We start from the raw sequence: 25817 nt of genomic DNA, 5'->3' as shown, positions 1-25817 counted from the left end.
GCCCGACGCTGTATACAGACCTCGCGGAGCGTTACGAAACTTTCGCGCACGTTGCGCGCGCCACAACACGAGTAGCCGGTGGCGCTAGTTCACCACCAGAAGGGCGCGCTAGTTCACCACGAGCCGGGTGCGCTGCTTCGCGAGGCGCAGAGCGCTCTACTTCACCAACAGTTGAGCGATCTGCACCGCATTGAGCGCCGCGCCCTTCCGCAGGTTGTCACCGACGACGAAGAGCGCAAGCCCGCGCCCGCCGTCAACGGACTCGTCCTGACGGATGCGACCCACGTACGTGGGGTCCGTGCCGGCGGCCTTGAGCGGAGACGGCACCTCATCGACGACCACGCCCTCCGTGGCGCCGAGGATCTCGTACGCGCGCTGCGGGGTGATGGGGCGCTCAAACTCGGCGTTGATGGACAGCGAGTGGCCGCTGAACACGGGGACGCGCACGCAGGTGCCGCTCACCCGCAGATCCGGCAGCCCAAGAATCTTGCGCGACTCGTCGATGAGCTTGCGCTCCTCGACCGTCTCGTTGGAGTCGTCCTCGACGAGTCCGCCAGCCAACGGGATGACATTGAAGGCGATGTCCTGGACGTAAACCTCGGGCTCCGGAAGAGAAACCGCGGAACCGTCGTACGCGAGGGCCTCCGAGCCCTCCACGCCCGCGCGCAACTGCATCGCGAGCTCGCGCACGCCAGCCAGCCCGGAGCCGGACACGGCCTGGTAAGTGGAGACCACAATGCGCTTGAGGCCAGCCTCGTCGTGTAGCGCCTTGAGAGTAGGCATCGCTGCCATGGTGGTGCAGTTGGGGTTGGCGATGATGCCCTTCACGGCATTCGCGGTCTCGCCGGGGTTGACCTCGGAGACGATGAGCGGGACGTCGGGGTCCATGCGCCACGCGGACGAGTTGTCCACGACGATCGCGCCCGCAGCCGCAAAGCGCGGCGCGTACTCCTTCGAGGGGCCTCCGCCCGCGCTGAACAGCGCCACATCGATGCCAGAGAAATCAGAGGCGGCCACATCCTCAACCACCACGTCCGAACCCAGGTGAGGCAGCGTCGTACCGGCCGAGCGAGCGGAAGAGAAGAAGCGAACCGTGGCGTCGGGAAAGCGATCGGCAACGAGCTCACGCATGACGGCGCCCACCTGTCCGGTGGCGCCAACAACGGCGATGGTGGTCATCGGCCGGTACCTCCATAGACGACGGCCTCGCCCTGGATCGAGTCCAGGTCAAAGGCGGTGTGGACCGCGCGCACGGCCTTCTCCACGAGTTCCGCGCGCGTGACAACGGAAATGCGGATGTCGGACGTGGAAATCATCTCAATGTTGACGCCCGCGTCGCGCAAAGCGGCGAAGAACTTCGCGGACACGCCAGCGTTGGAGCGCATGCCAGCGCCAACGAGCGACACCTTGCCGATCTGCTCGTCGGTGACGACCTCTTGGTACCCAATTTCGGCACCGTCGGCCTCGATCGCCGCGAGCGCGTCGTTGACGCGAGTGGACGGCAGCGTGAATGAGATGTCTGTAAGGCCCGTCTGAACGGCGGAGACGTTCTGCACGATCATGTCGATGTTGACGTCTGCCTTTGCCACCGCCTCGAACAGGCGCGCGGCCGTTCCGGGCACGTCTGGCAGGCCGATGACCGTGATCTTGGCCTCGGAGCGGTCGTGGGCAACGCCCGCGATGATCGGATCTTCCATGGTGTCTCCTTCGCCAGTGTCGTCCCGAACCCAGGTCCCTTCAAGGCCTGAGAACGAGGAACGCACGTGAATGGGAACGCTGAACCGGCGGGCGTACTCGACGCAACGGGGCATGAGCACCTTGGCGCCGGATGCCGCGAGGTCAAGCATCTCGTCGTACGTGATGCGGTCAAGCTTGCGCGCGGTGGGCACGATGCGGGGATCCGCCGTGAACACGCCGTCGACGTCCGTGTAGATCTCGCAGACGTCGGCCTTGAGCGCCGCCGCAAGCGCAACGGCCGTGGTGTCGGAGCCGCCGCGGCCAAGAGTGGTGACGTCATCGGCAACGGGATTGATGCCCTGGAAACCGGCGACGATCGCCACCTTGCCGGCCTCGAGAGCCGTGAGCAGGCGCGCGGGCGCCACGTCGATGATGCGCGCGCGCCCGTGATGCTCGGACGTGATCACGCCCGCCTGGGCACCCGTGAACGCCTGCGCGGGAATGCCTTCCGCGTGGATCGCCATCGCGAGCAGCGACATCGAGATGCGCTCGCCAGCGGTGAGCAGCAGGTCCATCTCGCGCGGGTCCGGGCTGCCATTGACGGCGTGGGCGAGGTCGATCAGCTCGTCAGTGGTGTCGCCCATGGCAGATACGGTCACGACCACCTGGTTGCCCTCGCGCACCGTGGCGGCAACCCTGCGCGCCACGCGACGCAGCGCGTCGGCGTCCGACACGGACGAGCCGCCGTACTTCTGGACCACGAGTGACATGACTGGGTATTCCGCCTCACCGGTGAAAAAGGGGATCGCGCGCGCGAGCGCACGGAGAGTCATTCTAGGGGCAGGGGCCCGGATGGCCTATTTCGCCTACTAGGGTCGAGGGATGGCGAGTCCCCCTCCCGTGGTGAGCACAGCGTCGGGCCGTGTGGAAGGCGTGTGGCGCAGCAGGCAATGGCCCGACGCTACGGTCACCCAGTACGCAACGTTCCGTGGGATTCCCTACGCCAAGGCGCCGGTTGGTGAGGCCAGGTTCGACGCCCCGCGTCCCGTGGAGGAGTGGGAAGGAGTGCGCGAGGCGCACGACTTTGGCGCCACCCCGCAGCTGTACTCGCCGTATAGCCCGCCGAGGATTCCGGAGCCGTCGATCGCTGGCGAGGACACGCTGAGCGTCAATGTGACGACGCCGGATCCGTCCGCGGATGCCGGGCTGCCGGTGCTCGTGTGGATTCATGGGGGTGGCTTCGAGGCGGGCTCCGCGGCGAGCCCTTGGTATGTGGGCGAGGCTTTCGCGCGCGATGGCGTGGTGACGGTGACGGCGTCGTATCGGCTTGGCTTTGAGGGCTTTGGTTGGGTCGAGGGCGCGGTCAACAACCGCGCGGTGCGTGACTGGATGGCGGCGCTCGAATGGGTGCAGCGGAACATCGCGGCGTTTGGCGGCGACCCGTCCCGCGTGACGATCGCCGGGCAGAGCGCTGGGGGCGCCGCGGTGATGAGGCTGCTCACGCTGCCTGCAGCGCAGCATCTGTTCCGCGCCGTGATGGCAATCTCTCCGGGGGACCCGTCTGTCACCCTCGCGAGGGCACGCAGGGCGGCCGGCAGGGTGGCCGCGGCGGTGGGTGCGGCGCCGTACCTCGAGGCGTTGCGCGACGTGCCATCCCGCGCGCTGTTCGACGCTCGCGGTCACTTCCGCCCCCAAGCTCCCGACATGCTGACTCGGCTCGCAGTGCGCTCGTATCGGCCGATGCTTCCGGGGCCGGTTGTCGACGGCGACGTGGTGCCACAGAGCGTGGACGCCGCGCTCATCGCGGGCGTGGGGCGCGACAAAACGCTCTACATGGGATCCACCGCACACGAGTTCAACGAGGCCGCGCTGCCCTTTGCGCCACTGCTCGCGGGGCAACACGTGGCGCCCCTGCTGGTGCGCGCGGGCCTGTCGTCGTCTCTTGCCCAGCGGGCGGCACAGGACGCGAGCCGCGGCACGGGCTGGGCGGTGGGCCAGGTGGTGACAGACGCGACCTTCCGGTGCCATGTGGCGAACTGGGGAGTGCTCCGCGGGGGCGCTACGGCTCCCACGTGGGTCTACGACTTCCGGTGGGAGTCCACCGCGCCCGGCGTACACGGAGCCGCACACTGCGTGGATGTGCCCTTCGGGTTCGACATCTTGGACGCCGAGGGCGTGGCAGAGGCGGTTGGCGACGCGCCGCCTTCAGCGCTCGCCGACGCGGTGCACGGTGACTGGCTCGCGGTGATCAACGGTGAGGGTGTGAAGGCCGCGGATCACCGGGACCGGTTCTCTACGATCGTCTACGGAGCCGACGCCTCTCGGGCCGAGCAGGTGGGCGCCTACGCGTTCGAACGAGAGTTGGCGACCCACCTCGACAAGTGAGCCGCCTCGCGCTCGAGCGGCGTGGGGTCAGCAAGGGCGTGAGCGAGTTGGCCCGCACCCTCGATGCCCGTCACCAGGTGTAGCGCGCGGGCGTTCGCGGCCTGGGCGGAGAAGCCCACCTCAACGAACTGCTCTGCCGCCCACTCCACGGTGTCCGTGACGATCTTGGCGGCGCGCGCAGCGGCATCCGGCGCGCTCGCGCGCAAGCTCGCGGCAAGCGTTCCGGCGTTTCCGCTAGCGGCCACGTCCTTGGCGTTCGTGGCGGCAGCGTCCAGGTAGGCCGTCAGGCGCTCTTGCGGACTGGGGGCTGCTGACCACTGCTCGATGCCCTGCGCCCTTGCGGCAGCCACCGCATCTACGGCGGCATCCGCGATGGCCTCCTTGGAGGGCAAGTAGTAGAAGACCGAACCGGGCGGCACCTTGGCGCGCTCGGCAATGACGGCGATCGTTGCGCCATCGAGGCCGCGCGTTCTCACGAGTTCTGCGGCCGCCTCCGCGAGGCGCTCGCGCTTGCCGGATGCCGGACGAGGCATGGGGTCCTCCCTGATAGTCAGTAATCTGACTATAGCGCGGTACTAGGGGTAATCCCTGAACTTTTGGCCCGGAACCCTGAACATGCGCGCCAACCCTTCGCCGAGTGCGCCATCGCCGCTACGGTCGGCTTCATGACTACTGCAACTCTCGCCCCGGCTGCCATCACGGCCGCCGGGGTCACGCGCAGCTTCGGGGACGTCAAAGCGGTCTCCGATGCCACCCTCACGGTGCCGCAAGGCTCCGTCACCGCCCTGATCGGCCCCAACGGTTGCGGCAAGACCACGCTCATGCTCATGCTCGCAGGGCTACTCCGCAGCGACGGCGGGAGCATCTCGGTTGCCGGGTTGGACCCCGTCCACGATTCGGCAGGCGTCCGCAACGCCATCGGCTGGATGCCAGATCAGCTGGGATCGTGGGACAACCTCACGTGCCTCCAGACGCTCACCCTCATGGGCCGCGCCTACGGCGAGCGCAAGGAGTTCGCTCGTCAGCGCGGGCTTGGCCTGCTCCAGCTGGTGCACCTCAGCGAGTTCGCCGACCGCCCTGCACGCGTGCTGTCCCGCGGGCAGAAGCAGCGGCTCTCGCTCGCCCGCGCCCTGGTTCATGACCCGCAGGTGCTGCTTCTCGACGAGCCGGCAAACGGTCTAGACCCGCGCTCGCGCATCGAACTCAGGCAACTGGTGCGCGAACTCGCCGCAGGCGGAAAGACCGTGCTGGTCTCGAGCCACGTGCTCAGCGAACTGGACGAGATGGTGGACGGCGCCATCTTCATGTCCAAGGGCCGCACCCTTGGCGACGAGGCCCAAGCAATGGTGGCCGAGGCGCGCGGGCGGTTCCGCGTGACGGCACTCAACCCCGATCGCCTCACCGAGGTGCTCCGGGCCTGGGACTACGCGTTCGACGAGGTCGATGGCGGAGTCACGCTGCAGATCAGCAACAGGGAGCACGGCTCGCAGGTGTTGACGGCGCTCGTCAAGGCCGACGTCCAGGTGGACTCCTTCGGCAGCGCCGGGTCGGCGCTTGAACAGACGTACCTGGCAATGAATGAGGAGAGGCGATGACCACCGAAACGCAAGAGCGGCCCCTGGCCCCAGCGTCGGGCGGGCGCAAGATCAAGGGAAACCCGTGGCACCCCACGTTCCGCGGCGTGGCCCTCGCAACCTGGATTGAGCTGCTGCGGCGCCGGCCAAGCAAGAAGGGCTACGTCTTCTACGCCATCGTGCTGCTGGGGATTCTTGGCCTCGGCATCCTCTCCGCGGTGTTTGCCGGGCCCGGGCTCAACTCCGCACCCATGGAACTGGTGCTGTTGCTGATCCTTGGCGCGGGCCTGCTGATTGGGCCGTCGCTGTCGGCAACCTCTATCAATGGCGACTCCGGCGAGGGTGTTCTGGCGCCATTGCAGATGACGCGACTGAGCGCGGGAGACCTCGCGTTTGGCAAGCTCCTGGCCTCGTGGGCCGTGTGCTTCGCGGCGCTGCTGACCCTGGTGCCGTTCATCGTCTACGCGTACACGAAGTCGGGCTGGCACCTTGGCGAGTTACTCACCGTGATCGGCGTGATCCTCTTCATCGTGCTCGCGTTCACGGCTGTGGGCCTCGCGTGGTCGTCGATCGCGGCGCGCGCGGTGGCGTCGGTGTCGCTCGCGCACCTCACCACGGGCTTCATGGTGCTCGGCACCTTGGTTCTGTTCGCCTTCACGCTGCCGCTCGTCAGCGAGACGGTCACCGTCACCTATCGCGACTTCGACTACGACGCGATGACCGAAGAGCAGCAGATGGATCCCAACTTCGACTACTCGACGCTGCCGTGCACCGAGTACACGCAAGAGGAGACGGTCAGCCACACAGAGAAGACCGCCTGGATGGTGCTCATCAACCCGATGGTCGTGGTGGTGGAGTCCTCACCGGTGGTCAACCCTGAGACCTACGAGAAGGACGGCCGCGCCGCTCCCGGCATCTTCGCCCAGAGCCACCAGTTGGTGAGTGCCGCGCGGATTGCCCCGGACGTGAATCCGGTCGTGGACTGGTGCAAGCAGGACGACATGTGGGCGCAGAACCAGCAAGAGCAGGCACTGCTTCCCCCCAATCCGTGGCCGGGACTCGCGACCGCCGCGGTGCTGGGAATCGGTGCCATGTGGATCGTGGTGCGCCGCTTGCGCGTGCCCTACAAGAAGCTCCGCACCGGAACTCGCGTCGCCTAAGCGCCGGGCTGCCCCCAGGTAGTGGCATGCTGGGGGCAGCCGACGCTGGCGAGAGGGGGTTTGGTGACCGAGCCTGAGGGTGTGACGCCCGCACTTGAGGCGCACGGAGTGCGCCGCGCATTCGGAGCCGTGCAAGCGGTGGCAGACGCGAGCGTCAGCCTTCCGCCGGGCACGGTCACCGCGCTCATTGGGCCCAACGGGTGTGGCAAGACCACGCTCATGCTCATGCTCGCGGGGCTCTTGGCGCCGGACGCTGGCACCATCACCGTGGCAGGGCACGACCCTTCCGTCGACGGCCCCCTCGCCCGCTCCCACGTGGGATGGATGCCGGATTCGCTCGGCACCTGGGACTCGCTCACGTGCCTCGAGACCCTCGCGACCTTTGGTCGCATGTACGGCGCGAGCAAGGACCAGGCGAATACTCGCGGCATGGAGTTGCTGCAGCTCGTCCACCTCGAGGAGTTCGCCTCGCGGCCCGCGCGCGTGTTGAGCCGCGGCCAGAAGCAGCGGCTCTCCCTGGCACGGGCCCTGGTGCACAAGCCGAGCGTTCTCATCCTTGACGAGCCAGCGTCGGGCCTTGACCCGCGATCGCGAGTGGAACTGCGCGAACTGGTGCGCGGCCTAGCCGCCCAGGGTGCGTCGGTGCTGATTTCCTCGCACGTACTGAGCGAGCTCGACGAGATGGTGGATGACGCGATCTTCATGTCCAAGGGCGTGACGCTTGGGGATTCGGCCGACGCGTTGGTTGCCGCCGCACGGCAGCGATGGCGGGTGACGGGGCGGCCGGGCGCCGATGTCCACGCTGCGCTTTCTGGCCTTACGCGCGACTGGTCGCCGGCGCTGGCCGACGACGCATCTCAGGCTCTGGTGCAGGTCGCCAATGAGGACGACGCGGCAGAGTTGCTGGCCCAACTCGTGGGGCAGGGACTGCGCATCAGCGCCTTTGGGCCGGTGGGCAGCGCGCTTGAACAGGTGTACCTGACGATGGAGGAGGAGCGGCGATGACGGACACGTTGACACCTCCCAAGGCTGGCCGCGGCACGTGGCGAGTGACGTGGAGCGGCATCACGCTCATCGCCGCGCTTGAACTGCGCCAGCGCGTCCGTTCGACGCGCTGGAAGTGGGCGCTTGGCGTCTTTGCCGGGATCGTTGCGCTGGTCACGTTCCTGACGGCGGGCGCGGTGGCGAGCTTTGCCTTTGGCGAAAGCTACGACATCCCGTTCGGGATCATCGTCTACTTTGTGTTGGGTCTTGGCCTTGTCGTGTCCCCAACGCTCAGCGCCACCACCATCAACGGCGACAACCGTGAGGGAACCCTGGCTCCGGTTCAGGCAACGGCGATGAGCGCGATCGACATCTCGCTTGGCAAGTTGCTCGGCGCTTGGTGTGCATCTCTCGCTTTCCTCGCAGTAGCACTTCCCTTCATCGTGTTTGCCTACGTTCAGTCGGACATGCCTTTTGGTGCGGTGCTGGTCACAGTGATCGTGCTTGCGCTGGAACTGCTTGCCGTCTGCGGTATCGGCCTCGGGTGGTCTGCGATCACCGTGCGGACGGCCGCCTCCGCGGTGCTGACCTACGTGTCCGTGGCGGCCCTTACCGTCATCAGCCTCATCGTGTTCGGTCTGCTCATGCCGGTGGTGTCGCAGCAGAGCACGGTGCGCGTCTATGCGCCCACGAGCTACGAGAGCGACGGCTCTCCCACGGAGTGCACTGTCACCGAGCAAACCTACGAGCAGTTACACACAGAGCAGGTGTGGTGGCTCCTCGCGATGAACCCCTTCGTGATCGTCGCGGATGCGGCGCCGAGCAAGGACGACAACGTGGTGGGCAACACGGGTGGCCAGACCATGCTCGGCACGATCAAGTACGGAGTGCGGTCCGCGCGGCTCGGACCCTCGGGGTTCGAGAACCAGTGTTGGGATCCCGCCACTGGCGGCACTGTTTCTCACCCTGAAGACCAGGAGCGTTACGACCAACTCTCCGCGATGCCGCCGGTGTGGCCCTGGGGGCTTGCGTTCCACGCGCTCCTCGCTGGCGGCGGGGTGTGGCTTGCGGTGCGCCGGCTGGGAGTGCCGCACGGCAAGCTCGCCGCATCAACACGCATCGCGTAAAGGCGTGAAGTTGGGCCTAGCTGACCGTCCTGCGTCCCTCGAACGCGCGCCCGAGCGTCACCTCGTCTGCGTATTCGAGGTCGCCGCCAACGGGCAGCCCAGATGCCAGGCGTGACACCGTCACGCCAACCGGGATCAGCATGCGCGTGAGGTACGTGGCCGTGGCCTCGCCCTCGATATTGGGGTCGGTGGCGATGATGACCTCTTGCACCTCACCGTTGCCGAGCCGCGTGAGTAGCTGTCGAATGCGCAGCTCCTCCGGCCCTACGCCGTTCATCGGATCGATGGCCCCGCCGAGCACGTGATAGCGCCCGCGAAACTCGCGCGTTCGCTCGATCGCGACCACGTCTTTGGGCTCCTCAACGACGCACAGCACGGTCTGGTCGCGGCGCGGGTCCGCACAGATGCGGCACTGCTCGGACTCGGCAACGTTTCCGCACGTCTCGCAGAAGCGAACCTTCTCTTTGACCGTGGTGATTGCGTCGGCGAGGCGTTGGACGTCCGCGGAGTCCGTGCCGAGCAGGTGGAACGCGATGCGCTGGGCGCTCTTGGGGCCCACACCGGGCAGCCGCCCCAACTCGTCAATGAGGTCCTGAACCGCGCCGTCGTACATGGGTCACAGCCTAGGTGGCGGCCGGTCAGTTCTCGACGACCGTGCCGCCGAGCAGCTTCGCCACGGCCTCCGCACCGGTCAGTTGCCCCTCGGTGTCGCGGGCGTCGTCGTCGCTGATCTCTTCCTCGAACGGCGGCGGCTCGGCGGGCGGCGGCGGCTCGGTAGCAGTGGCCCTTGGCGCCGCGCTCCTGCCCGACGCTGCGGCCGGCTTTGCGTCTTGCGTCACCACGGGCGTCATGCCAGTGGCCGCGGCGATTCCGGCCGAAATGGCGTGTGTGGGCTCTGCAGCTGCGGCTCCGCCAGCAGCCTCGACCCTCACGTGCAGTCCGAGCGTCTCGCGGATCGCCAGCGCGACGTTTTCCGCATGGTCGCCTGATCCAAAGCGCGCCACGAGAGCGGGGTTGTCGAAGGCGAGGCGAAGCACGCCCTTGTCGATACTCGCGACGGTTGCCGACTGGCTCACCATGGACCACGTGACGCGGCGGCGTTCGAGGGTGCCGAGTACCTCTTGCCAGCGGCGACGAACCAGTTCCGCGTCTTCGCTGCCTCCCGCGACGTCGCCGGTGGGGGCGGCGACCGGCGCAGTCGCCGGGGCGGCAACGGCAACGGGGACGGCCTCGGTCTCCGGGGCTGGGGAAGGTACTGCGATCCGCTCTGCGGCCGCAGCATGACGGGTGGGTTCGGCGATAGGCTGCGCTGCCGCAGCATGACCGGTGGGTGCCGCCGCCACATGACCGTCCGCAGCGATGAGCCGCGCGCAGAGTAGTTCCAGGTGGAGGCGTGGCGCCGCCGCGCCAACCATCGCCGTGAGCGCGTCGTTGACGAGGTCGGCTGCGCGCGACGCGCGCACAAGACCCAGCGTGCGGGCCTGCTCCTTCATGCGGGCCAGTTGGTCCTCTGGAAGGGCGCCAAGCGCCTTGACGCCGGACTCGCCAGACGCGGCGAGCAACAGCAGATCACGCAACCGTTCCAGCAGATCCTCGACGTACCGCCGCGGCTCGTGCCCCGTGGCGATCACTCGTGACACCACGCCAAACAGCGATGCGCCGTCTCCGGCAGCGATCGCGTCAACGGCGTCGTCGAGCAGCGTGGCGTCCGTGAAGCCCAACAGCGCGATGGCGCCGTCGTAGGTGACGCCGTCCTTGCCGGATCCAGCCATGAGTTGGTCGAGCACGGAAAGCGAATCGCGCACCGAGCCGCCACCCGCCCGCACCACCAGCGGCAGCACTCCGCTCGCGACCTTCACACCCTCGGCGTCACACAGCGACTGCAGATAGGCCTGCAGCACCGGCGGGGGCACCAGGCGGAACGGATAGTGATGGGTGCGGGAACGGATGGTGCCAATGACCTTCTCCGGCTCCGTGGTGGCGAAGATGAAGCGCACGTGTGGCGGGGGCTCCTCAACTAACTTGAGCAGCGCGTTGAAGCCCTGGGTGGTCACCATGTGGGCCTCGTCGAGGATGAAGATCTTGTAGCGATCGCGCGCGGGCGCGAACGCCGCGCGCTCCCGCAACTCGCGCGCGTCATCCACGCCGTTGTGTGACGCCGCGTCAATCTCCACCACATCCACGGAGCCCGCACCACCGCGAGCCAGCTCCACGCATGAGTCGCACGTTCCACAGGGGGTGTCCGTTGGCCCCTCAGCGCAGTTGAGGCACCGCGCGAGGATGCGCGCAGACGTGGTCTTTCCGCACCCGCGCGGGCCCGAGAACAAATAGGCGTGGTTGACCTTGTCTGCCCGCAGCGCCTGCATGAGCGGCACGGTGACGTGCTCTTGGCCAACAACATCGGCAAAGGTGTCTGGCCGGTAGCGGCGATACAGGGCGGTAGTCACGAGGCGAGCCTAGTCGGCAGGTGAGACAAGCGCCCAAGCTGTCCACAGCGTCGGGCAGGCATAAAAAGGCCCCCCACGCACCCGTCAGAGCCCGCTTACCCTTGCTTCATTCCTGACCTGGGGGAGTTGGGCGAGGTAACGCCACGTGGGGGGTTGCCTCAAGTCTAGCTGGCGGTGACGGTGGGATTCGAACCCACGGTTGCTTGCACAACACACGCTTTCCAAGCGTGCCTCTTCGGCCACTTGAGTACGTCACCTTGTCCGCGAGCGAACCCGCATATCTTACCGGAGCGCGCGGGGGTCTCGAGACCCACAGGGGCTTGGCGCAAGGCGGGTTAGACTACACATCGATTTCAGGCTCGACCGACGCTCACAAGGAGGGTGCACGTGACCGCATCCGGCACGCCGCACGACAGCAGGCGTCGGGCCGTGCGCCGCCACCGGCGCGAGCGTCAGGTGCTCGTCTTCGGCATCATCCTGATCATCATCGCGGCCATCGTCTTCATCTCCATGGGCGTCTACAAGGGCACCATTCGCGGCCCCTTCAACGCGTCGTTTGTGACGCCGCAAGCGGAGTTCACCTCGAGCGTGACCACGCCGTGCCCGCCCTCCGGATCCATGCCGCTCGACAACAGCGAAGTGGCCGTGCGCGTGCTCAACGGAACGGACACGCCCGGGCTCGCGGGAACCGCCTTGAATGACCTGGAAAACCGCGGCTTTGTGCCCCTAGCGGCCACCAACTGGAGCCGCGAGTACGAGGGCACAGCGCGCATCATGTTTGGCGAGACGGGCCTGCAGAAGGCATACACCCTTGCGCGCCAGTTCCCCGCGACCGAGATGGTGCTCGACACCAGGGATAACGCCACGGTTGACGTGGTTCTGGGCGACGAGTTCACGTCCATCGTGGATCCGCTCGATCCCCAGCTGGACGAGGACGTCCCGCTCACGGCAACGGTGGAGTGCCTGCCCATGAGCCAGATCGAGCCCGAGCCCGCGCCGCGCATCTACCCCGCGGATCCGCTCGCGCCAAAGAGCACGCCCACGCCATCGCCGTCGCCGAGCGAAGACGAGTAACGCTCGCGGCTCGGGGGGGGGGGGGGGTGCGCCGCGACTAGTCCGACGCTGTGGCTGAGGGGCTTGGCGCAGGCTCCGGTTGGTCAGTGGGTTGGTCGTCGGGCACAAGGCTTGCCTTGGCCTCCTCGAGGGCCTTCTGGAAGGCCGCGACAGTCGCCGCATCCACCTCGCCGCTGGGATCCACGCCTAGATCGCGTTGGAAGTCCTTGACCGCGTCGGTGAGGTCGTCCGTCCAGATACCGTCGACGGGGCCGTCCCAATAGCCAAGGACCTCGAGCAGCTGCTGCAGCACCGCCGTGGAGGCGATCTGGTCGGTGGCGCTCGCGAGCTCCGCCGCGACCATCGCATCACGCAACGCTTGCGCGGTGGCGATGTCCACGGTTCCGGTTTGCGCGAGTCCCGCATCCTTCTGCAGATCGCTCACGGCCTGGGTGGTCTGAGGGCCGTAGATGCCGTCGATCTCGCCCTTGTAGAAGCCAAGCGTCTTGAGGTCTTGCTGAAGGGCCTTGGTGTACCCGGCTACCGATTCTTTGGCGTTGGCCGCCTGCTCGTCGGTGGCGCAGCCCGCGTCCATGAACAGCCTCATCCATGACAACTCCAAGGCGAGCGCGGCGCTGTGGAAGGGCTCTGCCGCCTCGCGCAGGGGTGTGTCGTCGCTGATGTCGCCCTGCACGTCCGCGAACTCGTCCTCGGCCTGCTTGACGCGGTCCACTGTGGCGTCAGGCACCACAGGTGCCGGTGAGGCGCTCACGCTCGCGATGATGCTCGGCCCTCCCGACGGCCCCGCCTCGATAGCTGCCAAGGCGGCCTCAGCGTCGGCCAGTTCTTGCGTGGCAATGGTCAGCTGTGCGCGTGCGTCCGTCGCCGCCGTGGCCGCATCGATGGTCTGGACTTTGGGCGCCGCGAGGTATGCGCCCGCGTTGCGCACGTCGCCCACGGTGGGGGCCGTGTCCGTGAGCACGTCGCCGTAGGTATCGAGCGCGAGGATGTAGTCGGTGGTGGCGTCGCAGAAGGCGGTTGATGAGGCGTCGAACTCATCCTGGGCATCGTCGAGCGCCTTCTGCTTGGCGGTGACTTGGGCCTGCGCCTTCTCGAGGTCAGTCATGTTCTGCGTGCAGCCAGCGAGGGCAAGCACCGCGACGGCCGCGGCGACGGCTACGCGCTTACCAAGAATTTCCATGCGTTCATCTTGGCCTGCCATCGCGACGCTGTCGCGGCATGCCGCGCATTCGGGACGGCTCTCGCACATAGTTGGGACATGGAGGCTCGGCTCTCGCAGCTCAGGCGGCTTCGCGCCGTCGCTGCCGCCGCGCTTGCCGAGTACCCGCTGCCCGACGGCCCGCTCACCTTTGTCACGCACGGCGAGAACACCACGTATCGGCTTGATGGCCCCGCCGGAAAGTTCCTTGTGAGAGTGCACCGGCCGTTGCGGCACGGGCGCGACGCGGACCCGGTGACGGCGATCGAGTCAGAGCTCGCGTGGCTGGTGGCATTGCGCGCCGAGACATCACTGACAGTGCCGGAGCCGGTGTTCGCGCGGGATGGGGCCGTGACCGTCACCGCGACCGCCGCCGGGCTCACGCGAGTGGTGTCCGTGCTGCGGTGGATCGATGGCCGGATTATGGAGGACTCCGCGCGGGCCGTGCACTTCCGGCGCCTCGGGGCCGCGATGGCGGTGCTGCACCAGCATGCGGATTCGTGGACACCACCGGCCGACTTCACGCGTATCCGCTGGGATCACGAGGCCTTCTTTGGCAACACCATGGTCTACGGCAACGTGTCCGCTGCGGAGTGTTGGGAGCTGCTGCCTTCGGCGCTGCGGGATCGCTTCGCGGCCGTGGGTTCGCGCATGTCGGCGGTGATGGCGGCCGAAAGCGACAGCGGCCTCATCCACGCCGACCTCCACATGGGCAACGCGGTGTTCCGGGGTACCACCGTGGGGCTGATCGACTTTGACGACAGCGGATTTGGGCCGCGTATCTACGACCTCGCGGTGGCGCTGTGGGAGCAGCGGGACGAGCCGGAGTCTGCGCAGGTTCGGGAGGCACTGCTGGACGGGTACCGCAGCGTGCGCCCTATCGACGACACGTTGCTTGACGACTACATCGCCGTACGACAAGTGGCGTTTGACCTCTGGTACACGGGAACGGCCCAGGTAAATCCCGCATTTGCCGCGCGCCTCGACGTTGTCCACGACTGGTCTTCGAGCATGCTCGGCCTGCTTGGGTACTGAGGCCACGCCTACTGGGCAGGCCGCGCCCGCTCCATCTCCGCTGCCAACTGGGGATTCGATGTGGCGAGGTGACCGGTGATGGTGTCCAGAACGTCGGGCTGCTTGTTTTGACTCAACTTGGCCCTCGCATCAAACCTGTCCACGCGCATGCGCAGCCCCACCGTGCCCTTGGCGACGCGGCGCGTGCCCTCTTCGTCTTCGCTGAGGGAGCGGCCGCCGGGGTAGTGCCGCTCAAAGTGGTCGGTGAGGAGGCTGAGCATCTCGTAGTTCTCCTCGTCGCTGAGGATTTCCGGCGTGCCATACAGGTGGGCCGTGACGTGATTCCAGGTGGGGATGATGTCGCCTTCCGCGTACCAACTGGATGAGATGTAGTCGTGCGGGCCCTGGATGATGACGAGGATCTCGTGCTCGCCGAGCTCGTGCGCAACCTCGTCCGGACGGCCAAAGTGGCTGACGATGGTGATGCCGTCTTGGTCTTGCTCGTCGAGGATCACCGGGTAGTGGCTTGCGACCAGGCCCTTAGTTGCCGGGGAAACGAACGTGGCCCACGCGTTGCGGCGGATGAGGCGCTTGACCTCGTTGGGGTCCTCGACGATGTAGCGGGGCGTGTGGCGCATGGGCTCATTGTGGCTGGTTTTGTGGCGGCCCGACGCTGTGGTTGGGTTTTGCGGCGATCGCGCCTGAGGTTAGTGCCTGGGTCGCACGAAGCGGCCGAGGTACTCGTCGCGGGTACCCGTGAACCTGCGCTTCACCTCGAACACCGGCCCGCTCCCGATTCCCGACAAGCCGCCTTCTTGGGTCTCGACAGGCGAGCACAGGCTGCCTCCGAAAGACTCGAGGGCCTCGCGAAGGCCGTTGCGGTGGTCCCCGGCGCCCGGAAGGTCTTCGGCGATGACGATGCGTAGCCGCACGTCGCCGCCCTCGCGGATTAGGGCGCGGCCCGCATGGAACGTCTTCCATCGCAAGGACTCCGGGTCTGGGCTCAGGCGCCGCGACTCGGCCTCGCGCTCGTCTATCTCTGCTTCCCATGCGCGCAGCAGGCGCATGTGGAGCGGCGTGAACGATGTGGTGACGTGCACGTCCTCGCCGAGTTTGCGCCTCAATGCCAGTGAGCCAACGAAGAGGACGCCGGATGCTGCGTCGTTGAGCCACTTTGCGTCAAAGGTATCGGGATCCGCCCGCACCGACTCGTACGTCTCGGGGCCTCGCGCAATCGTGGCGCCGAGCACCGCCAGCGCCGTCGGGAAACCCGCATGGTCCTCGTCGACCTTCCTGAACTGTTCGTCGAGGGCCACCGCCTTGAGCGCGGTCGTCTCCTGCCAGCGGAGCACGAACTCCTCATCGCGTGTGGCGAGCGAGCGCGCCGCGGCGTCGATTGTCTTCTCCCACGTCTTGCCGCCGAGGATCTCAATCACGCCCCAGAACTCGTCGTCATCAACGGGCTTCAGACCGGTGGTGTCGCGCTCCGTTTGCGTGGGCGGACACCATGCCGCGAGGTTGCCAGCGAAGTATCCATCGAGGAGCGCGGTGACGTGCGGCTCGTTGCCGACGACTTCGTCCCATAGGAGGATCGGACCCTCTGCTGGACCGGAGACGTCTCGTTCCGCTATCACGCTCGCGGGCGACCACCACGACTCTGCTTCGCCCAGGCCATCAAGCCAGAAGGTCTCGGTCGCGGTTCGGGCAGTGGTCGTGAGCGTCCGTACCATGCGGCCGCGGAATTGGCGGGGAGACTGGAGCTCAGCATCGGACACTGCTCTAGCGTAGGTGAACCGTGTGCTGTGTCAGGGGGCGGTGGCATTGTTTGGGGTGTGGCACTCGCTCCGCTCCCGGCAACCTGGAAGTTCGACTACCCCGTGGTGCACGCTGAATCGCGCACGGAGTGGCGCGCGTGGCTGCTCGAGAATGGCGATAGCGAGCGCGGAGTGTGGCTCGCGTCGTGGCGCTCCGATGCGCACGGCCCGCGATGCCCCTATCCGGAAGCGGTTGAAGAGGCCATCTGCTTTGGGTGGATCGACTCCACCACCACGGTCTTCGACGAGCACCGGGGGTTGCAGCTCTATGCCAAGCGCAAGGGCAAGAGCTCGTGGACCAGGCTCAACCGGCGCCGGGCTGCTGAGATGGAGTCGCGTGGTCTGATGACTGATGCTGGGCGCGCGGCCATCGCGGTGGCTAAGGGGAACGGGTGGTGGACCATCCTCGACTCCGTGGAGGATCTTGACGAGGGGGCGGAGTTGGCGGCGGCGCTCGATGCCGTGCCGGCTGCGCGGGTGGCGTGGGATGCGTTCCCCGCGAGCGCGAAGAAGCAGATGCTGCACTGGGTGGTGACTGCCGTGCGGGACGAGACGCGGGCGGAGCGGGTTGCGCAGATCGTGGCCGCGGCCGCGGAGGGGCGCCGCGCGAGGGGCTGAGCGCGGTACGGGTACCTCAGGTCCGGTTTCGCGAAGGGCCGGGTTCTCATGGGTGCATCAGGTTCGGAGCACCTGCGTGTTCATCGAGTGGCCGTAGCTCGCGCTCATCCGGACCTGATGCACCCATGGGAGGCTAGAGCCGTCCTGAGCCGGTCCTCATGCACCCCTAGGAGGCAGAAACGCGAGAACCCCTGGTCTCCCAGGGGTTTTCTTGGCGGTGCCGGTGGGATTTGAACCCACGGTGGACTTTCACCCACACACGCTTTCGAGGCGTGCTCCTTAGGCCGCTCGGACACGGCACCGCCGACAAGGGTACCCGCTGCGCGCACCACCCTCCAAACCTCGCCGCATCTACCTACCACTCGGTAGAAAACTCGGCGATTTTGTGTCACCATGGACGCACCAGGGGATCAGACCGCAAAGGAGCACCATGACCACCGAGCCGTACCGCGACACCACCCTCTCCATCGAGGAGCGCGTCGCAGACCTTCTTGGCCGCATGACCGTCGAGGAGAAGGCCGGTCAGCTCACCCAGTACTTCCACTTCGGCTCGATGTTCGGCGACGCCCCCCAGACCGGCGACGGCGAACCCAACCCCTTCTTTGCGCACATCCGCACCCCTGACATCGTGGAGAACGAGGTAGCCGCAGGCCGCGCGGGTTCTGTCCTTTTCGTGAGGGACGCCGCTAATGCCAACCGAATCCAGCGTCGGGCCATTGAAGAGAGCCGCCTCGGCATCCCGCTCATCTTCGGCTTCGACGTCATTCACGGCATGCGCACGATCTTCCCCGCGCCCATCGGCCTCGCCGCCTCGTGGGACCCGGAGACCATCGAGGCCGCTCAGGCCGTCGCCGCCCGCGAGGCCCGCGCCAACGGCATCCACTGGACCTTCGCGCCCATGGTGGACATCGCGCGCGACCCCCGCTGGGGCCGCATGTTCGAGGGCGCCGGCGAGGACCCCTACCTGGGCGGCAAGGTGGCCGCGGCGCAGGTCCGTGGCTTCCAGGGTGACCTTGGCGCGGAGAACATCATCGCTGGTCCCAAGCACTTTGCGGGCTACGGCGCCGCGGTTGGCGGCCGCGACTACGAGGAGGCGGAGATCTCGGACTCCGAGCTCTGGAACGTCTACCTCCCGCCCTTCAAGGCCGCGATCGACGCGGGCGCGGGAAACATCATGAGCGCCTACATGGAACTCAACGGCGTCCCCGCCACGGGCAATAAGTGGCTCCTCACCGAGGTGCTCCGCGACACGTGGGGCTTCGCCGGCTGGGTCGTCTCGGACGCGAACGCCGCCCATTCGCTCGAGGCGCAGCACTTCGCCAAGGACCAGCCGGACGCCGGCGTGCGCGCCCTCAACGCTGGCCTCGACATGGAAATGACCATGCTCACCCCCGCCTATTCCTTCCTGCCCGACGCTGTGGCCGACGGGCGCGTGGACGTCGCCGTGCTCGATGCTTCAGTGCGCAGGGTGCTCGCGGCCAAGTTCCGCCTTGGCCTGTTCGAGAACCCGTACACCGACGAGGGTCTTGGCGCCGAGGTGCTCGGCGCGCCTGAGCATGGCGAGGTCGCCCGCCGCGCGGCGGAGCACTCGCTCGTCCTGCTCAAGAACGACGGCGTCCTGCCCCTGGACCGCACGGCGATCACCAAGGTGGCGGTCATCGGCCAGCTTGCGGCGAGCAAACGCGACACGCTCGGCTCGTGGTCGTTCGACCACGTAACCGAAGACACGGTGACGATCCTTGAGGCCCTGAACCAGGCCGTCGGGCCGGATGTTGAGGTGAACTTCGCTCCCGGCGCGAGCATCCCGGAGAAGAAGTTCAAGTCCTTCTTTGACGACTCGACGCACCCCAACGACACCACGCCGGAGGACTACGACGACGAGGCGGAGGCCGCGAAGGCCGTGGCGCTCGCGGCCGAGTCGGACGTGGCGATTGTGGTCGTCGGCGAGCGTCAGACACAGTCCGGAGAGCTCGCGTCGCGGTCCACCCTGGAGCTGCCGCCCGCGCAAGTAGAGCAGCTCAAGGCGATCGCCGCGACGGGCACACGGGTGGTGCTCTTGGTGATGTCCGCGCGGCCCTTGGACTTGAGGTGGGCGAGCGAGAACGTGAGCGCAATCGTCGACGTCTGGCACCCGGGCACGCGCGGAGGCGAGGCGGTAGCGTCGGCCCTGCTTGGCGAGTTCAGCCCTGCCGGGCGCCTGCCGTTCTCGTGGCCGCAGCACGTGGGCCAGGTGCCGGTGTACTACGCGCACTCCACGACGTTCCAGCCGCAGGGCGCGAGCCAGCGGTACTGGGACGACGCGTCGGTGCCGCTGTTCCCGTTCGGCTTTGGGCTCTCGTACGCGACGTTCGAGTACGCGAATGTGCGGGTCTCTGCGCTGTCGATCGGCGTGGGCGAGTCGCTCGAGGTGAGCGTGGACGTCACCAACCGCTCGCAGATCGAGGCCGATGAGGTGGTGCAGCTCTACATCCACCAGCGCTATGGCTCTACGGCGCGGCCCGTGCGCGAGCTCAAGGGCTTCCGCCGCGTGGAGTTCGCGCCCGGCGAGACGCAGACGGTGACGTTTGTTCTTGGGCCGGACGAGCTCACCTACTGGAGCGCAGCCACGCGCGGCTTTGTCCAGGAGGCGAGCACCTTTGATGTGTGGGTGGGCGGCGACTCGACCGCATCGCTTGGCGCGGAGTTTGAGGTCACCGCTTAGCGGCGAAGAACTCTTGGAGCAGGGCGGTCGCTTCGGCCGCCCTGACTCCGGAGATCACCTCAACCTTGGAGCCGATCCGGGAGTCCCGCACCACGTCCCACTGGGACCCGGTTGCCCCCGCCTTCTCATCCCACGCGCCAATCACGAGGCGCGGGATGCGCGCCGCGAGCAGCGCACCCGCGCACATGAGGCAGGGCTCCAGCGTCACCACAAGCGTGCAGCCATCCAGGCGCCAGCTGCCCGACGCTGTGGCCGCCTCGCGTAGTGCCAGCACCTCCGCGTGGGCGGTGGGATCGTGGGCAAGTTCTCGCCGGTTGTGGCCCTCGCCGATGACGTCGCCCGCTGGGTTGAGTACCACGGCGCCGACGGGCACGTCGCCTGCTTGCGCCGCCGCCAAGGCGAGCTCGAGCGCCCTGCCCATCACAGCGTCGTACCGGCTCATGTTCCAAGGCTAATAGGGCCGGGTGGGTGGCCCGCGGGCGCGGTACGTTGGTGCCATGCAACTGCACGTCGCCGACCACCCGCTCGTCCGTCACAAGATCACCGTGCTGCGAGACAAGAACACGACCTCGCCGATCTTCCGTCAGCTGGTGGAGGAGCTGGTTGCGCTGCTCGCGTATGAGGCGACGCGCCACATTCGCGTCGAGGATCACCGGGTGGAGACGCCGCTGACGTCCACGGTGGGAACGCGGCTTGCGGACCCGCGGCCGCTGATCGTGCCGATTCTGCGCGCGGGTTTGGGCATGCTTGAGGGCCTCATGCGCGTTGTGCCGTCTGCCGAGGTGGGGTTCTTGGGCCTCAAACGCGACGAGGAGACTCTCGAGGCGATCACGTACGCCAACCGGCTGCCCGAGGATCTGACCGGGAGGCAGGTGTTCATCCTGGATCCGATGCTCGCCACCGGTGGATCGCTCGTTGCGGCGATCGACTACGTGCTCGAGCGTGGTGCCACCGACGTGACGTGCGTGTGCCTGCTTGCCGCGCCCGAGGGCATCGATCACGTGCGCTCCCGGGTGGGCGATCGCGCCGAGGTGTCCGTTGTGGTCGCCTGCGTGGATGAGCGGCTCAACGAGCACGGGTACATCGTGCCCGGGCTTGGGGACGCTGGGGATCGGTTGTACGGCCTGGTGTAGCCGGCCCGACGCTGTGGACGGGCTTGCGTAAGGACTTGCGCAATCTCGCAAGAGTTTGCGTAGAATTGCCGCCATGTCGAAGCGTCTTGCAGAGGTTGCTGCCAAGGTTGGGGTGTCCGAAGCGACTGTCTCTCGCGTCCTGAACGGTAAGCCCGGCGTCTCCGAGGCCACGCGCCAGGCGGTACTCACGGCTCTCGACGTCATGGGCTACGAGCGCCCGTCCAAGTTGCGTGGTGGACGCGCGCGACTCGTGGCGCTTGTGCTGCCGGAACTCCAGAACCCGATCTTCCCCGCGCTCGCGGAGATCGTGAGCGGCGGGCTCACGCAGAACGGCTACACGCCCTTGCTGTGTACGCAGAACTCTGGCGGCATCACCGAATCCGACTACGTGGATCTGATGCTCGCCCAGCAGGTGAGTGGCGTGATCTTCGTTGGAGGCAACTACACGGAGACCGACGCTCCTCACGAGCACTACGACCGCCTGCGCAAGGTGAACCTACCAACAGTCCTGGTAAGCGCCCCCATTCCGGGGATGGACTTCGCGACGGTATCGACCGACGACGCTTCTGCGGCCGAGCAGGCAGTGAGCCACTTGCACCAGTTGGGACACCGCCGCATCGGGCTGTTACTGGGGCCCGTTGGCCACCAGCCTTCGCGTCGCAAGCGTGAGGGGGCGGAGCGGACGTTGGCCCGGCTTGGTTCACCGCTGGATCCTGCGCTCGTGGTGAACGGGCTGTACTCAATCGAGTCCGGGCAGGCGGGGGCTTCGCGGCTCTTCGCTGCCGGGGCCACGGGCATCGTGTGTGCCTCTGACCCGCTGGCGCTTGGCGCGGTGCGCGCGGCGAAGCGGGCCGGCCTCGAGGTGCCGCGCGATGTGTCAATCGTGGGCTACGACGACTCGGTGCTCATGAGCTTCACGGAGCCGCCTCTCACCACGGTGCGGCAACCCATCGACGCGATGGGACGCACCGTCATCGACGTTCTTCTGGGCCAAATAGCAGGCACGATGTCACCTGGTGACGAACTTCTGTTTGAGCCGGAGTTGGTGCTCCGCGGATCCACAGGTCCCGCAAAGAACTGAGCCCACGCGGCAGGGCGAGGGCGGCGATCGAGCCAGCCCCAGCGTCGGGCGGTGCCGAGCCGCAGCGTTGGGCGGTGGCTACGGGTATGCGCTAGCTCGCGCGTCTGCCGTCGACGCGCCCGGGCACCGTCGCATTCCGGAAGCGCGGACCCCGGAAGCGCGCACCCCGGAAGCGCGGACCCCGGAAGCGCGCACCCCGGAAGCGCGCTGGCGGCACAGACCAGGTCGCATAAGCCCCTTACGACCTGTTGCGTGCCGCCAGGACGCATTCGGGGAGGTGGACGCGCGCTGCCCGCGATCAGAGGTGGACGCGCGCCACGCAGAAATCTGCGATGGACGGGGGTGCCCGGTGCTGCCGCACCCCGGAAGCGCGCTGGCGGCATAGACCACGTCGCATAAGCCCCTTACGACCTGTTACGTGCCGCCAGGGCGCATTCGGGGAGGTGGATGCGAACCGCGCAAGGCGCAGTCGAAACGTTACTAACTGACCCGTTACCAAATCGCAATCTTTCCTACGCTTAGCAAAAACTTGCGCGCAAACTGTCAGCAAGTTACGGTGGCTCCAGATCGAGTCATCAAAGGAGCGATGTGGACAGCGAAGTCCTCACCCAGCCCGACGCTTCGGCGGCCGGGCAGGAGAAGGTCACCACGGCGTCGGGCCAGCAGGCCACGGCGTCAGGCCAGCATGGCGCGGCGACACCGGCCCACGGCCAGCCGGAGCCCGCGGCGACCCAGCAGCACCCCACCCACGATTGGTGGCGCTCGGCCGTGATCTACCAGGTGTACGTGCGCTCGTTCGCGGACGGCAACGGTGACGGCACGGGCGACCTCGCGGGAGTCCGCAGCCGCCTGCCGTACCTCAGGGACCTGGGCGTGGACGCAATCTGGTTCAACCCTTGGTACGCGAGCCCGCTCGCCGACGGCGGCTACGACGTGAGCGACTACCGCGCCATCCACCCCATGTTCGGCACGCTCGAGGAGGCAGAGCTTCTCATCAGCGAGGCGGAGCAGCTGGGCATCCGCACCATCGTGGACATTGTCCCCAACCACGTCTCGGACCAGCACCCGTGGTTCCAGGCGGCCCTCGCCGCCGGCCCGGGAAGCAAGGAGCGCGAGCGCTTCTGGTTCCACGAGGGCGCGGGCGAGAACGGCGACCAGATGCCCACAGCATGGGTGTCAAGCTTCCAAGGCGACACCTGGTCCCGCACCACCAACCCCGACGGCACGCCTGGCGAGTGGTACCTCCACCTGTTCACCGCGGAGCAGCCGGACCTCAACTGGAACCACCCGGACGTCCGCAAGGAGCACGAGGACATCTTGCGCTTCTGGTTTGACCGCGGCGTGGCCGGCGTCCGCATCGATAGTGCAGCGATGATCATCAAGGACCCGGCGCTCGGCCCTCTCCAAGAGAACCACGCGCCCGGCCAACACCCGCACATCGACCGCGACGAGATCCACGACATCTACCGCGGCTGGCGAGCAGTGGCTGACGAGTACGAGCCCAAGCGAATCCTCGTGGGCGAAGTCTGGCTCGAGGACACGGCCCGCTTCGCTCAGTACTTGCGCCAAGACGAGATGCACACCGCCTTCAACTTCGACTTCATGACCCAACCCTGGGACGCGCGCGCCATGCGGAGCAGCATCGAGCGCACGCTCGCGGAGCATGAGCCCATCGGCGCGCCGGCCACGTGGGTGCTGAGTAACCACGACATCACACGCCCCGTGACGCGGTACGGCCGCGAGGACTCGAGCTTCGCCTTCGATCGCAAGCGCTTTGGCACGCCAACGGACCTTGAGTTGGGCACCCGGCGAGCACGCGCCGCCGCACTCCTCACCGCCGCTCTCCCCGGCTGCCTGTACATCTACCAAGGCGACGAGCTGGGCCTCCCCGAGGCCGACGTCCCCCACGACCTCATCGAAGACCCCATGCACTTCCGCTCCGGCGGCGTGGACCCCGGCCGCGACGGCTGCCGCGTCCCACTGCCCTGGTCAACCACCGGCATCTCCCTCGGCTTTGGCCCCTCCGCCGGCTCCGCCCCCTGGCTCCCCCAGCCAGGCGAGTGGCGCGAGCTTAGCGTCGAGGCGCAAGCCGCCACAGCGTCGTCCATGCTCAGCCTCTACCGCACGGCGCTCGCGACGCGCCGCGCCAGCGAGGACCTCATGGACGGCGGTTTGGAATGGCTTGATATGCCCGACGCTGTGCTCGCCTTCCGGCGTGGCGTCACCACCGTGTCCCTCACCAACTTCGGCGACTCTCCAGTTGCGTTGCCGGATCACATTGGCGTCCTTGCCGCGAGTGCCGAGCTCGTGGACGGGGCGCTGCCACCAGACTGCACCGTATGGCTCGAGGTAGCGCCGCACGGTGTCGGAAGCGCCTGACGGCGCCCCCACACAAAGGAGAAAGACCATGATGTCCATTGGTCGCAAGACCGCGATCGCGGGCGTTGCGCTCGCCGCTGGGGCGCTGCTCCTGACGGCCTGCACGCCCGACGAGAGCGACAACGCAAGCCCCGGAACCGGGGGCGACGGCAAGAAGGTTGAGCTTCGCGTCGCCACGTTCCCGCCCGGTGCTGACAAGGCCGCCTACGAGGCGTTTGCGGTGCAGGAGAAGCAGTTCGAGGACCTCAACCCCGACATCGACATCATCGGTGTCGAGTACGAGTGGACCGGCCCCACGTTCGCCGTTCAGCTCGCGGGCGGAAGCCTCCCCGACGTGTTCACCGTGCCGTTCACCGACACCAAGACGCTGCTCGAGAACGGCCAGCTCATGGACGTCACGGACGAGATGAACGAGTTGGGCTACTCCGACAAGTTCAACCCGATCATCCTCGACGGCGTCACCGGCACGGACGGCCACTACTACGGCTTCCCGCGCCAGGCTTACGCAATGGGTCTGCACTACAACCGCGCCCTGTTTGAGCAGGCGGGCCTTGACCCCAACAGCCCGCCCACCACGTGGGACGAGGTTCGCGCGGCGGCCAAGACCATCTCGGAGAAGACCGGCAAGGCCGGCTACGCCCAGATGGCGATCAACAACACCGGAGGCTGGCAGCTCACGGCAACGACGATCGCTCGCGGCGGCCGCACCCAGACCGACAACGGCGACGGCACCTACACGTCGACGATCAACAACCCCGGTACTAAGGCGGCCCTGCAGTTCCTGCACGACCTCCGCTTCGTTGACGACTCGTTCGGCTCCAAGGTGGACCTCGACTGGGGCACGATCAACCAGGAGTTCGCGGCCGGCAATATCGGCATGTACACCTCTGGTTCCGACGTCTACACGGCCCTTGTGCGGGACTTCGGCATGGATTCGGCACAGTACGGTCTCACCGTTGTGCCCCTTGACGGGCCCGACGCTGGCACGCTTGGTGGCGGTGACGTCGCCGTGGTCTCGCCAACAGTTGACGACGCGACCAAGGCCGCTGCCGTCAAGTGGATCGACTGGTACTACATGCAGAAGCTCATGAACGAGGACGCCGCCGTGGCCGACGCCAAGGCGCTGTCCGACGCGGGCCAGGCCGTTGGCACCCCCGTGCTCCCCGTCCTCAGCCGGGAGCTCTACGAGCAGTCGCTCACCTGGATCGAGCCCTACATCAACGTGCCTCGCGACCAGATGACGCCCTTCACGGACAACATCTGGGACCAGACGCCTGTTGGTGAGCCCAAGGGCAAGACTCAGGAGATCTACGCTCTGCTCGATCCCGTAGTGCAGTCGGTCTTGACCGACGAGAGCGCAGACATCGATGCGCTCCTCACGAAGGCGGACGCCGACGCGCAGGCCCTGCTGGATCAGTAATACCCACCGGTGGCCGGCGCGGGGAGCCCCG

23 protein-coding genes, 2 tRNA genes and 1 other RNA gene are annotated in these 25817 nt (G+C 67.3%); 13 read left to right on the top strand and 13 right to left on the bottom strand.

Going from position 1 to position 25817, the window contains the following annotated elements; translation table 11 throughout:
• Nucleotides 1-156 precede the first annotated feature (156 nt).
• Together QM618_RS00960 and QM618_RS00955 are read right to left on the bottom strand one after the other, a co-directional pair.
• Nucleotides 157-1179 (bottom strand): aspartate-semialdehyde dehydrogenase, encoded by a 1023-nt coding sequence (locus QM618_RS00960; RefSeq protein WP_428093558.1) that lies wholly within the window; start codon nucleotides 1177-1179, stop codon nucleotides 157-159.
• Entirely contained in the window at nucleotides 1176-2447 is a 1272-nt protein-coding gene (locus QM618_RS00955; protein ID WP_428093554.1) for an aspartate kinase, read from the bottom strand. Before QM618_RS00955 ends, QM618_RS00960 begins: the two co-directional genes overlap by 4 nt.
• Before the next feature lie 112 nt (nucleotides 2448-2559).
• Here QM618_RS00955 and QM618_RS00950 point away from each other — a divergent pair, with 112 nt between their 5' ends.
• The gene (locus QM618_RS00950) at nucleotides 2560-4062 is read left to right on the top strand and encodes a carboxylesterase/lipase family protein (RefSeq protein WP_428093551.1); all 1503 of its coding nucleotides are present in this window, start codon (nucleotides 2560-2562) and stop codon (nucleotides 4060-4062) included.
• On the opposite strand, the gene QM618_RS00945 is transcribed toward QM618_RS00950, so the two are convergent.
• Nucleotides 4020-4595, bottom strand: a complete 576-nt coding sequence (locus QM618_RS00945) for a TetR/AcrR family transcriptional regulator (protein WP_428093548.1) — start codon at nucleotides 4593-4595, stop codon at nucleotides 4020-4022. The two genes, QM618_RS00950 and QM618_RS00945, sit on opposite strands and share 43 nt — an antisense overlap.
• A 132-nt stretch (nucleotides 4596-4727) precedes the next feature.
• Between QM618_RS00945 and QM618_RS00940 the strand changes: the two genes are divergently transcribed.
• The 4 genes from QM618_RS00940 to QM618_RS00925 all read left to right on the top strand — a co-directional run bounded on the left by QM618_RS00940 (nucleotide 4728) and on the right by QM618_RS00925 (nucleotide 8907).
• Nucleotides 4728-5657 (top strand): ABC transporter ATP-binding protein, encoded by a 930-nt coding sequence (locus QM618_RS00940; RefSeq protein ID WP_428093545.1) that lies wholly within the window; start codon nucleotides 4728-4730, stop codon nucleotides 5655-5657.
• Nucleotides 5654-6796 carry an ABC transporter permease gene (locus QM618_RS00935; RefSeq protein WP_428093541.1) on the top strand — a complete coding sequence of 381 codons (1143 nt, stop codon included), beginning with the start codon at nucleotides 5654-5656 and terminating at the stop codon, nucleotides 6794-6796. The genes QM618_RS00940 and QM618_RS00935 overlap by 4 nt, the downstream gene beginning before the upstream one ends.
• Before the next feature lie 63 nt (nucleotides 6797-6859).
• Entirely contained in the window at nucleotides 6860-7801 is a 942-nt protein-coding gene (locus QM618_RS00930; RefSeq protein WP_428093537.1) for an ABC transporter ATP-binding protein, read from the top strand.
• Nucleotides 7798-8907, top strand: coding sequence for an ABC transporter permease (locus QM618_RS00925; protein ID WP_428093533.1), 1110 nt, complete (start codon nucleotides 7798-7800; stop codon nucleotides 8905-8907). Before QM618_RS00930 ends, QM618_RS00925 begins: the two co-directional genes overlap by 4 nt.
• Before the next feature lie 16 nt (nucleotides 8908-8923).
• Here the strand turns inward: QM618_RS00925 and recR are convergent, their stop codons facing one another.
• The 4 genes from recR to QM618_RS00905 all read right to left on the bottom strand — a co-directional run bounded on the left by recR (nucleotide 8924) and on the right by QM618_RS00905 (nucleotide 11611).
• Nucleotides 8924-9520 (bottom strand): recombination mediator RecR, encoded by a 597-nt coding sequence (gene recR, locus QM618_RS00920; protein WP_428093530.1) that lies wholly within the window; start codon nucleotides 9518-9520, stop codon nucleotides 8924-8926.
• A gap of 25 nt (nucleotides 9521-9545) precedes the next feature.
• Nucleotides 9546-11354 carry a DNA polymerase III subunit gamma and tau gene (locus tag QM618_RS00915; RefSeq protein WP_428093527.1) on the bottom strand — a complete coding sequence of 603 codons (1809 nt, stop codon included), beginning with the start codon at nucleotides 11352-11354 and terminating at the stop codon, nucleotides 9546-9548.
• Nucleotides 11355-11418: 64 nt separating this feature from the next.
• An RNA gene (gene ffs, locus QM618_RS00910) (signal recognition particle sRNA small type) lies at nucleotides 11419-11509 on the bottom strand.
• Nucleotides 11510-11523: 14 nt separating this feature from the next.
• A tRNA-Ser gene (locus tag QM618_RS00905) sits at nucleotides 11524-11611 on the bottom strand.
• Nucleotides 11612-11741: 130 nt separating this feature from the next.
• On the opposite strand from QM618_RS00905, the gene QM618_RS00900 reads away from it, so the two are divergent.
• Nucleotides 11742-12428, top strand: coding sequence for a LytR C-terminal domain-containing protein (locus QM618_RS00900; RefSeq protein ID WP_428093524.1), 687 nt, complete (start codon nucleotides 11742-11744; stop codon nucleotides 12426-12428).
• A 37-nt stretch (nucleotides 12429-12465) separates the two neighbouring features.
• Here the strand turns inward: QM618_RS00900 and QM618_RS00895 are convergent, their stop codons facing one another.
• Entirely contained in the window at nucleotides 12466-13608 is a 1143-nt protein-coding gene (locus QM618_RS00895; RefSeq protein ID WP_428093521.1) for a peptidoglycan-binding domain-containing protein, read from the bottom strand.
• A gap of 78 nt (nucleotides 13609-13686) precedes the next feature.
• On the opposite strand from QM618_RS00895, the gene QM618_RS00890 reads away from it, so the two are divergent.
• The gene (locus QM618_RS00890) at nucleotides 13687-14661 is read left to right on the top strand and encodes a phosphotransferase enzyme family protein (protein ID WP_428093518.1); all 975 of its coding nucleotides are present in this window, start codon (nucleotides 13687-13689) and stop codon (nucleotides 14659-14661) included.
• A gap of 8 nt (nucleotides 14662-14669) precedes the next feature.
• Here the strand turns inward: QM618_RS00890 and QM618_RS00885 are convergent, their stop codons facing one another.
• On the bottom strand, nucleotides 14670-15278 hold the full coding sequence (locus QM618_RS00885) for an FMN-binding negative transcriptional regulator (protein ID WP_428093515.1): 609 nt from the start codon (nucleotides 15276-15278) through the stop codon (nucleotides 14670-14672).
• A gap of 69 nt (nucleotides 15279-15347) precedes the next feature.
• Nucleotides 15348-16415 carry a hypothetical protein gene (locus QM618_RS00880; protein WP_428093512.1) on the bottom strand — a complete coding sequence of 356 codons (1068 nt, stop codon included), beginning with the start codon at nucleotides 16413-16415 and terminating at the stop codon, nucleotides 15348-15350.
• Between the two features lie 57 nt (nucleotides 16416-16472).
• On the opposite strand from QM618_RS00880, the gene QM618_RS00875 reads away from it, so the two are divergent.
• Nucleotides 16473-17072 (top strand): YdeI/OmpD-associated family protein, encoded by a 600-nt coding sequence (locus tag QM618_RS00875; protein ID WP_428093509.1) that lies wholly within the window; start codon nucleotides 16473-16475, stop codon nucleotides 17070-17072.
• Between the two features lie 212 nt (nucleotides 17073-17284).
• On the opposite strand, the gene QM618_RS00870 is transcribed toward QM618_RS00875, so the two are convergent.
• Nucleotides 17285-17374, bottom strand: a tRNA-Ser gene (locus QM618_RS00870).
• A 128-nt stretch (nucleotides 17375-17502) separates the two neighbouring features.
• Here QM618_RS00870 and QM618_RS00865 point away from each other — a divergent pair.
• Nucleotides 17503-19773 (top strand): glycoside hydrolase family 3 N-terminal domain-containing protein, encoded by a 2271-nt coding sequence (locus QM618_RS00865; protein WP_428093506.1) that lies wholly within the window; start codon nucleotides 17503-17505, stop codon nucleotides 19771-19773.
• On the opposite strand, the gene QM618_RS00860 is transcribed toward QM618_RS00865, so the two are convergent.
• A complete protein-coding gene (locus QM618_RS00860) occupies nucleotides 19763-20215 on the bottom strand; it encodes a nucleoside deaminase (protein ID WP_428093503.1) in 453 nt (150 codons plus the stop codon). The genes QM618_RS00865 and QM618_RS00860 overlap by 11 nt on opposite strands.
• Nucleotides 20216-20270: 55 nt before the next feature.
• Here QM618_RS00860 and upp point away from each other — a divergent pair, with 55 nt between their 5' ends.
• A complete protein-coding gene (gene upp, locus QM618_RS00855) occupies nucleotides 20271-20906 on the top strand; it encodes a uracil phosphoribosyltransferase (protein ID WP_428093500.1) in 636 nt (211 codons plus the stop codon).
• A 73-nt stretch (nucleotides 20907-20979) separates the two neighbouring features.
• Nucleotides 20980-21987: a LacI family DNA-binding transcriptional regulator gene (locus tag QM618_RS00850; RefSeq protein WP_428093497.1), complete on the top strand. Its 1008-nt coding sequence runs from the start codon at nucleotides 20980-20982 to the stop codon at nucleotides 21985-21987.
• 91 nt (nucleotides 21988-22078) lie between these two features.
• On the opposite strand, the gene QM618_RS00845 is transcribed toward QM618_RS00850, so the two are convergent.
• Complete coding sequence (locus QM618_RS00845) at nucleotides 22079-22204, bottom strand: pentapeptide repeat-containing protein (RefSeq protein ID WP_428093493.1); 126 nt, start codon at nucleotides 22202-22204, stop codon at nucleotides 22079-22081.
• Between the two features lie 551 nt (nucleotides 22205-22755).
• Here QM618_RS00845 and QM618_RS00840 point away from each other — a divergent pair.
• Nucleotides 22756-24366 (top strand): glycoside hydrolase family 13 protein, encoded by a 1611-nt coding sequence (locus tag QM618_RS00840; RefSeq protein WP_428094474.1) that lies wholly within the window; start codon nucleotides 22756-22758, stop codon nucleotides 24364-24366.
• A gap of 28 nt (nucleotides 24367-24394) precedes the next feature.
• Entirely contained in the window at nucleotides 24395-25786 is a 1392-nt protein-coding gene (locus QM618_RS00835; RefSeq protein ID WP_428093490.1) for an ABC transporter substrate-binding protein, read from the top strand.
• Nucleotides 25787-25817: the final 31 nt, after the last annotated feature.

This window comes from Demequina sp., assembly GCF_049841215.1.
Lineage (GTDB): Bacteria > Actinomycetota > Actinomycetes > Actinomycetales > Demequinaceae > Demequina.
Note: the sequence above shows the minus strand (reverse complement) of the source record. Positions and strands in the feature narration are given on the sequence as shown.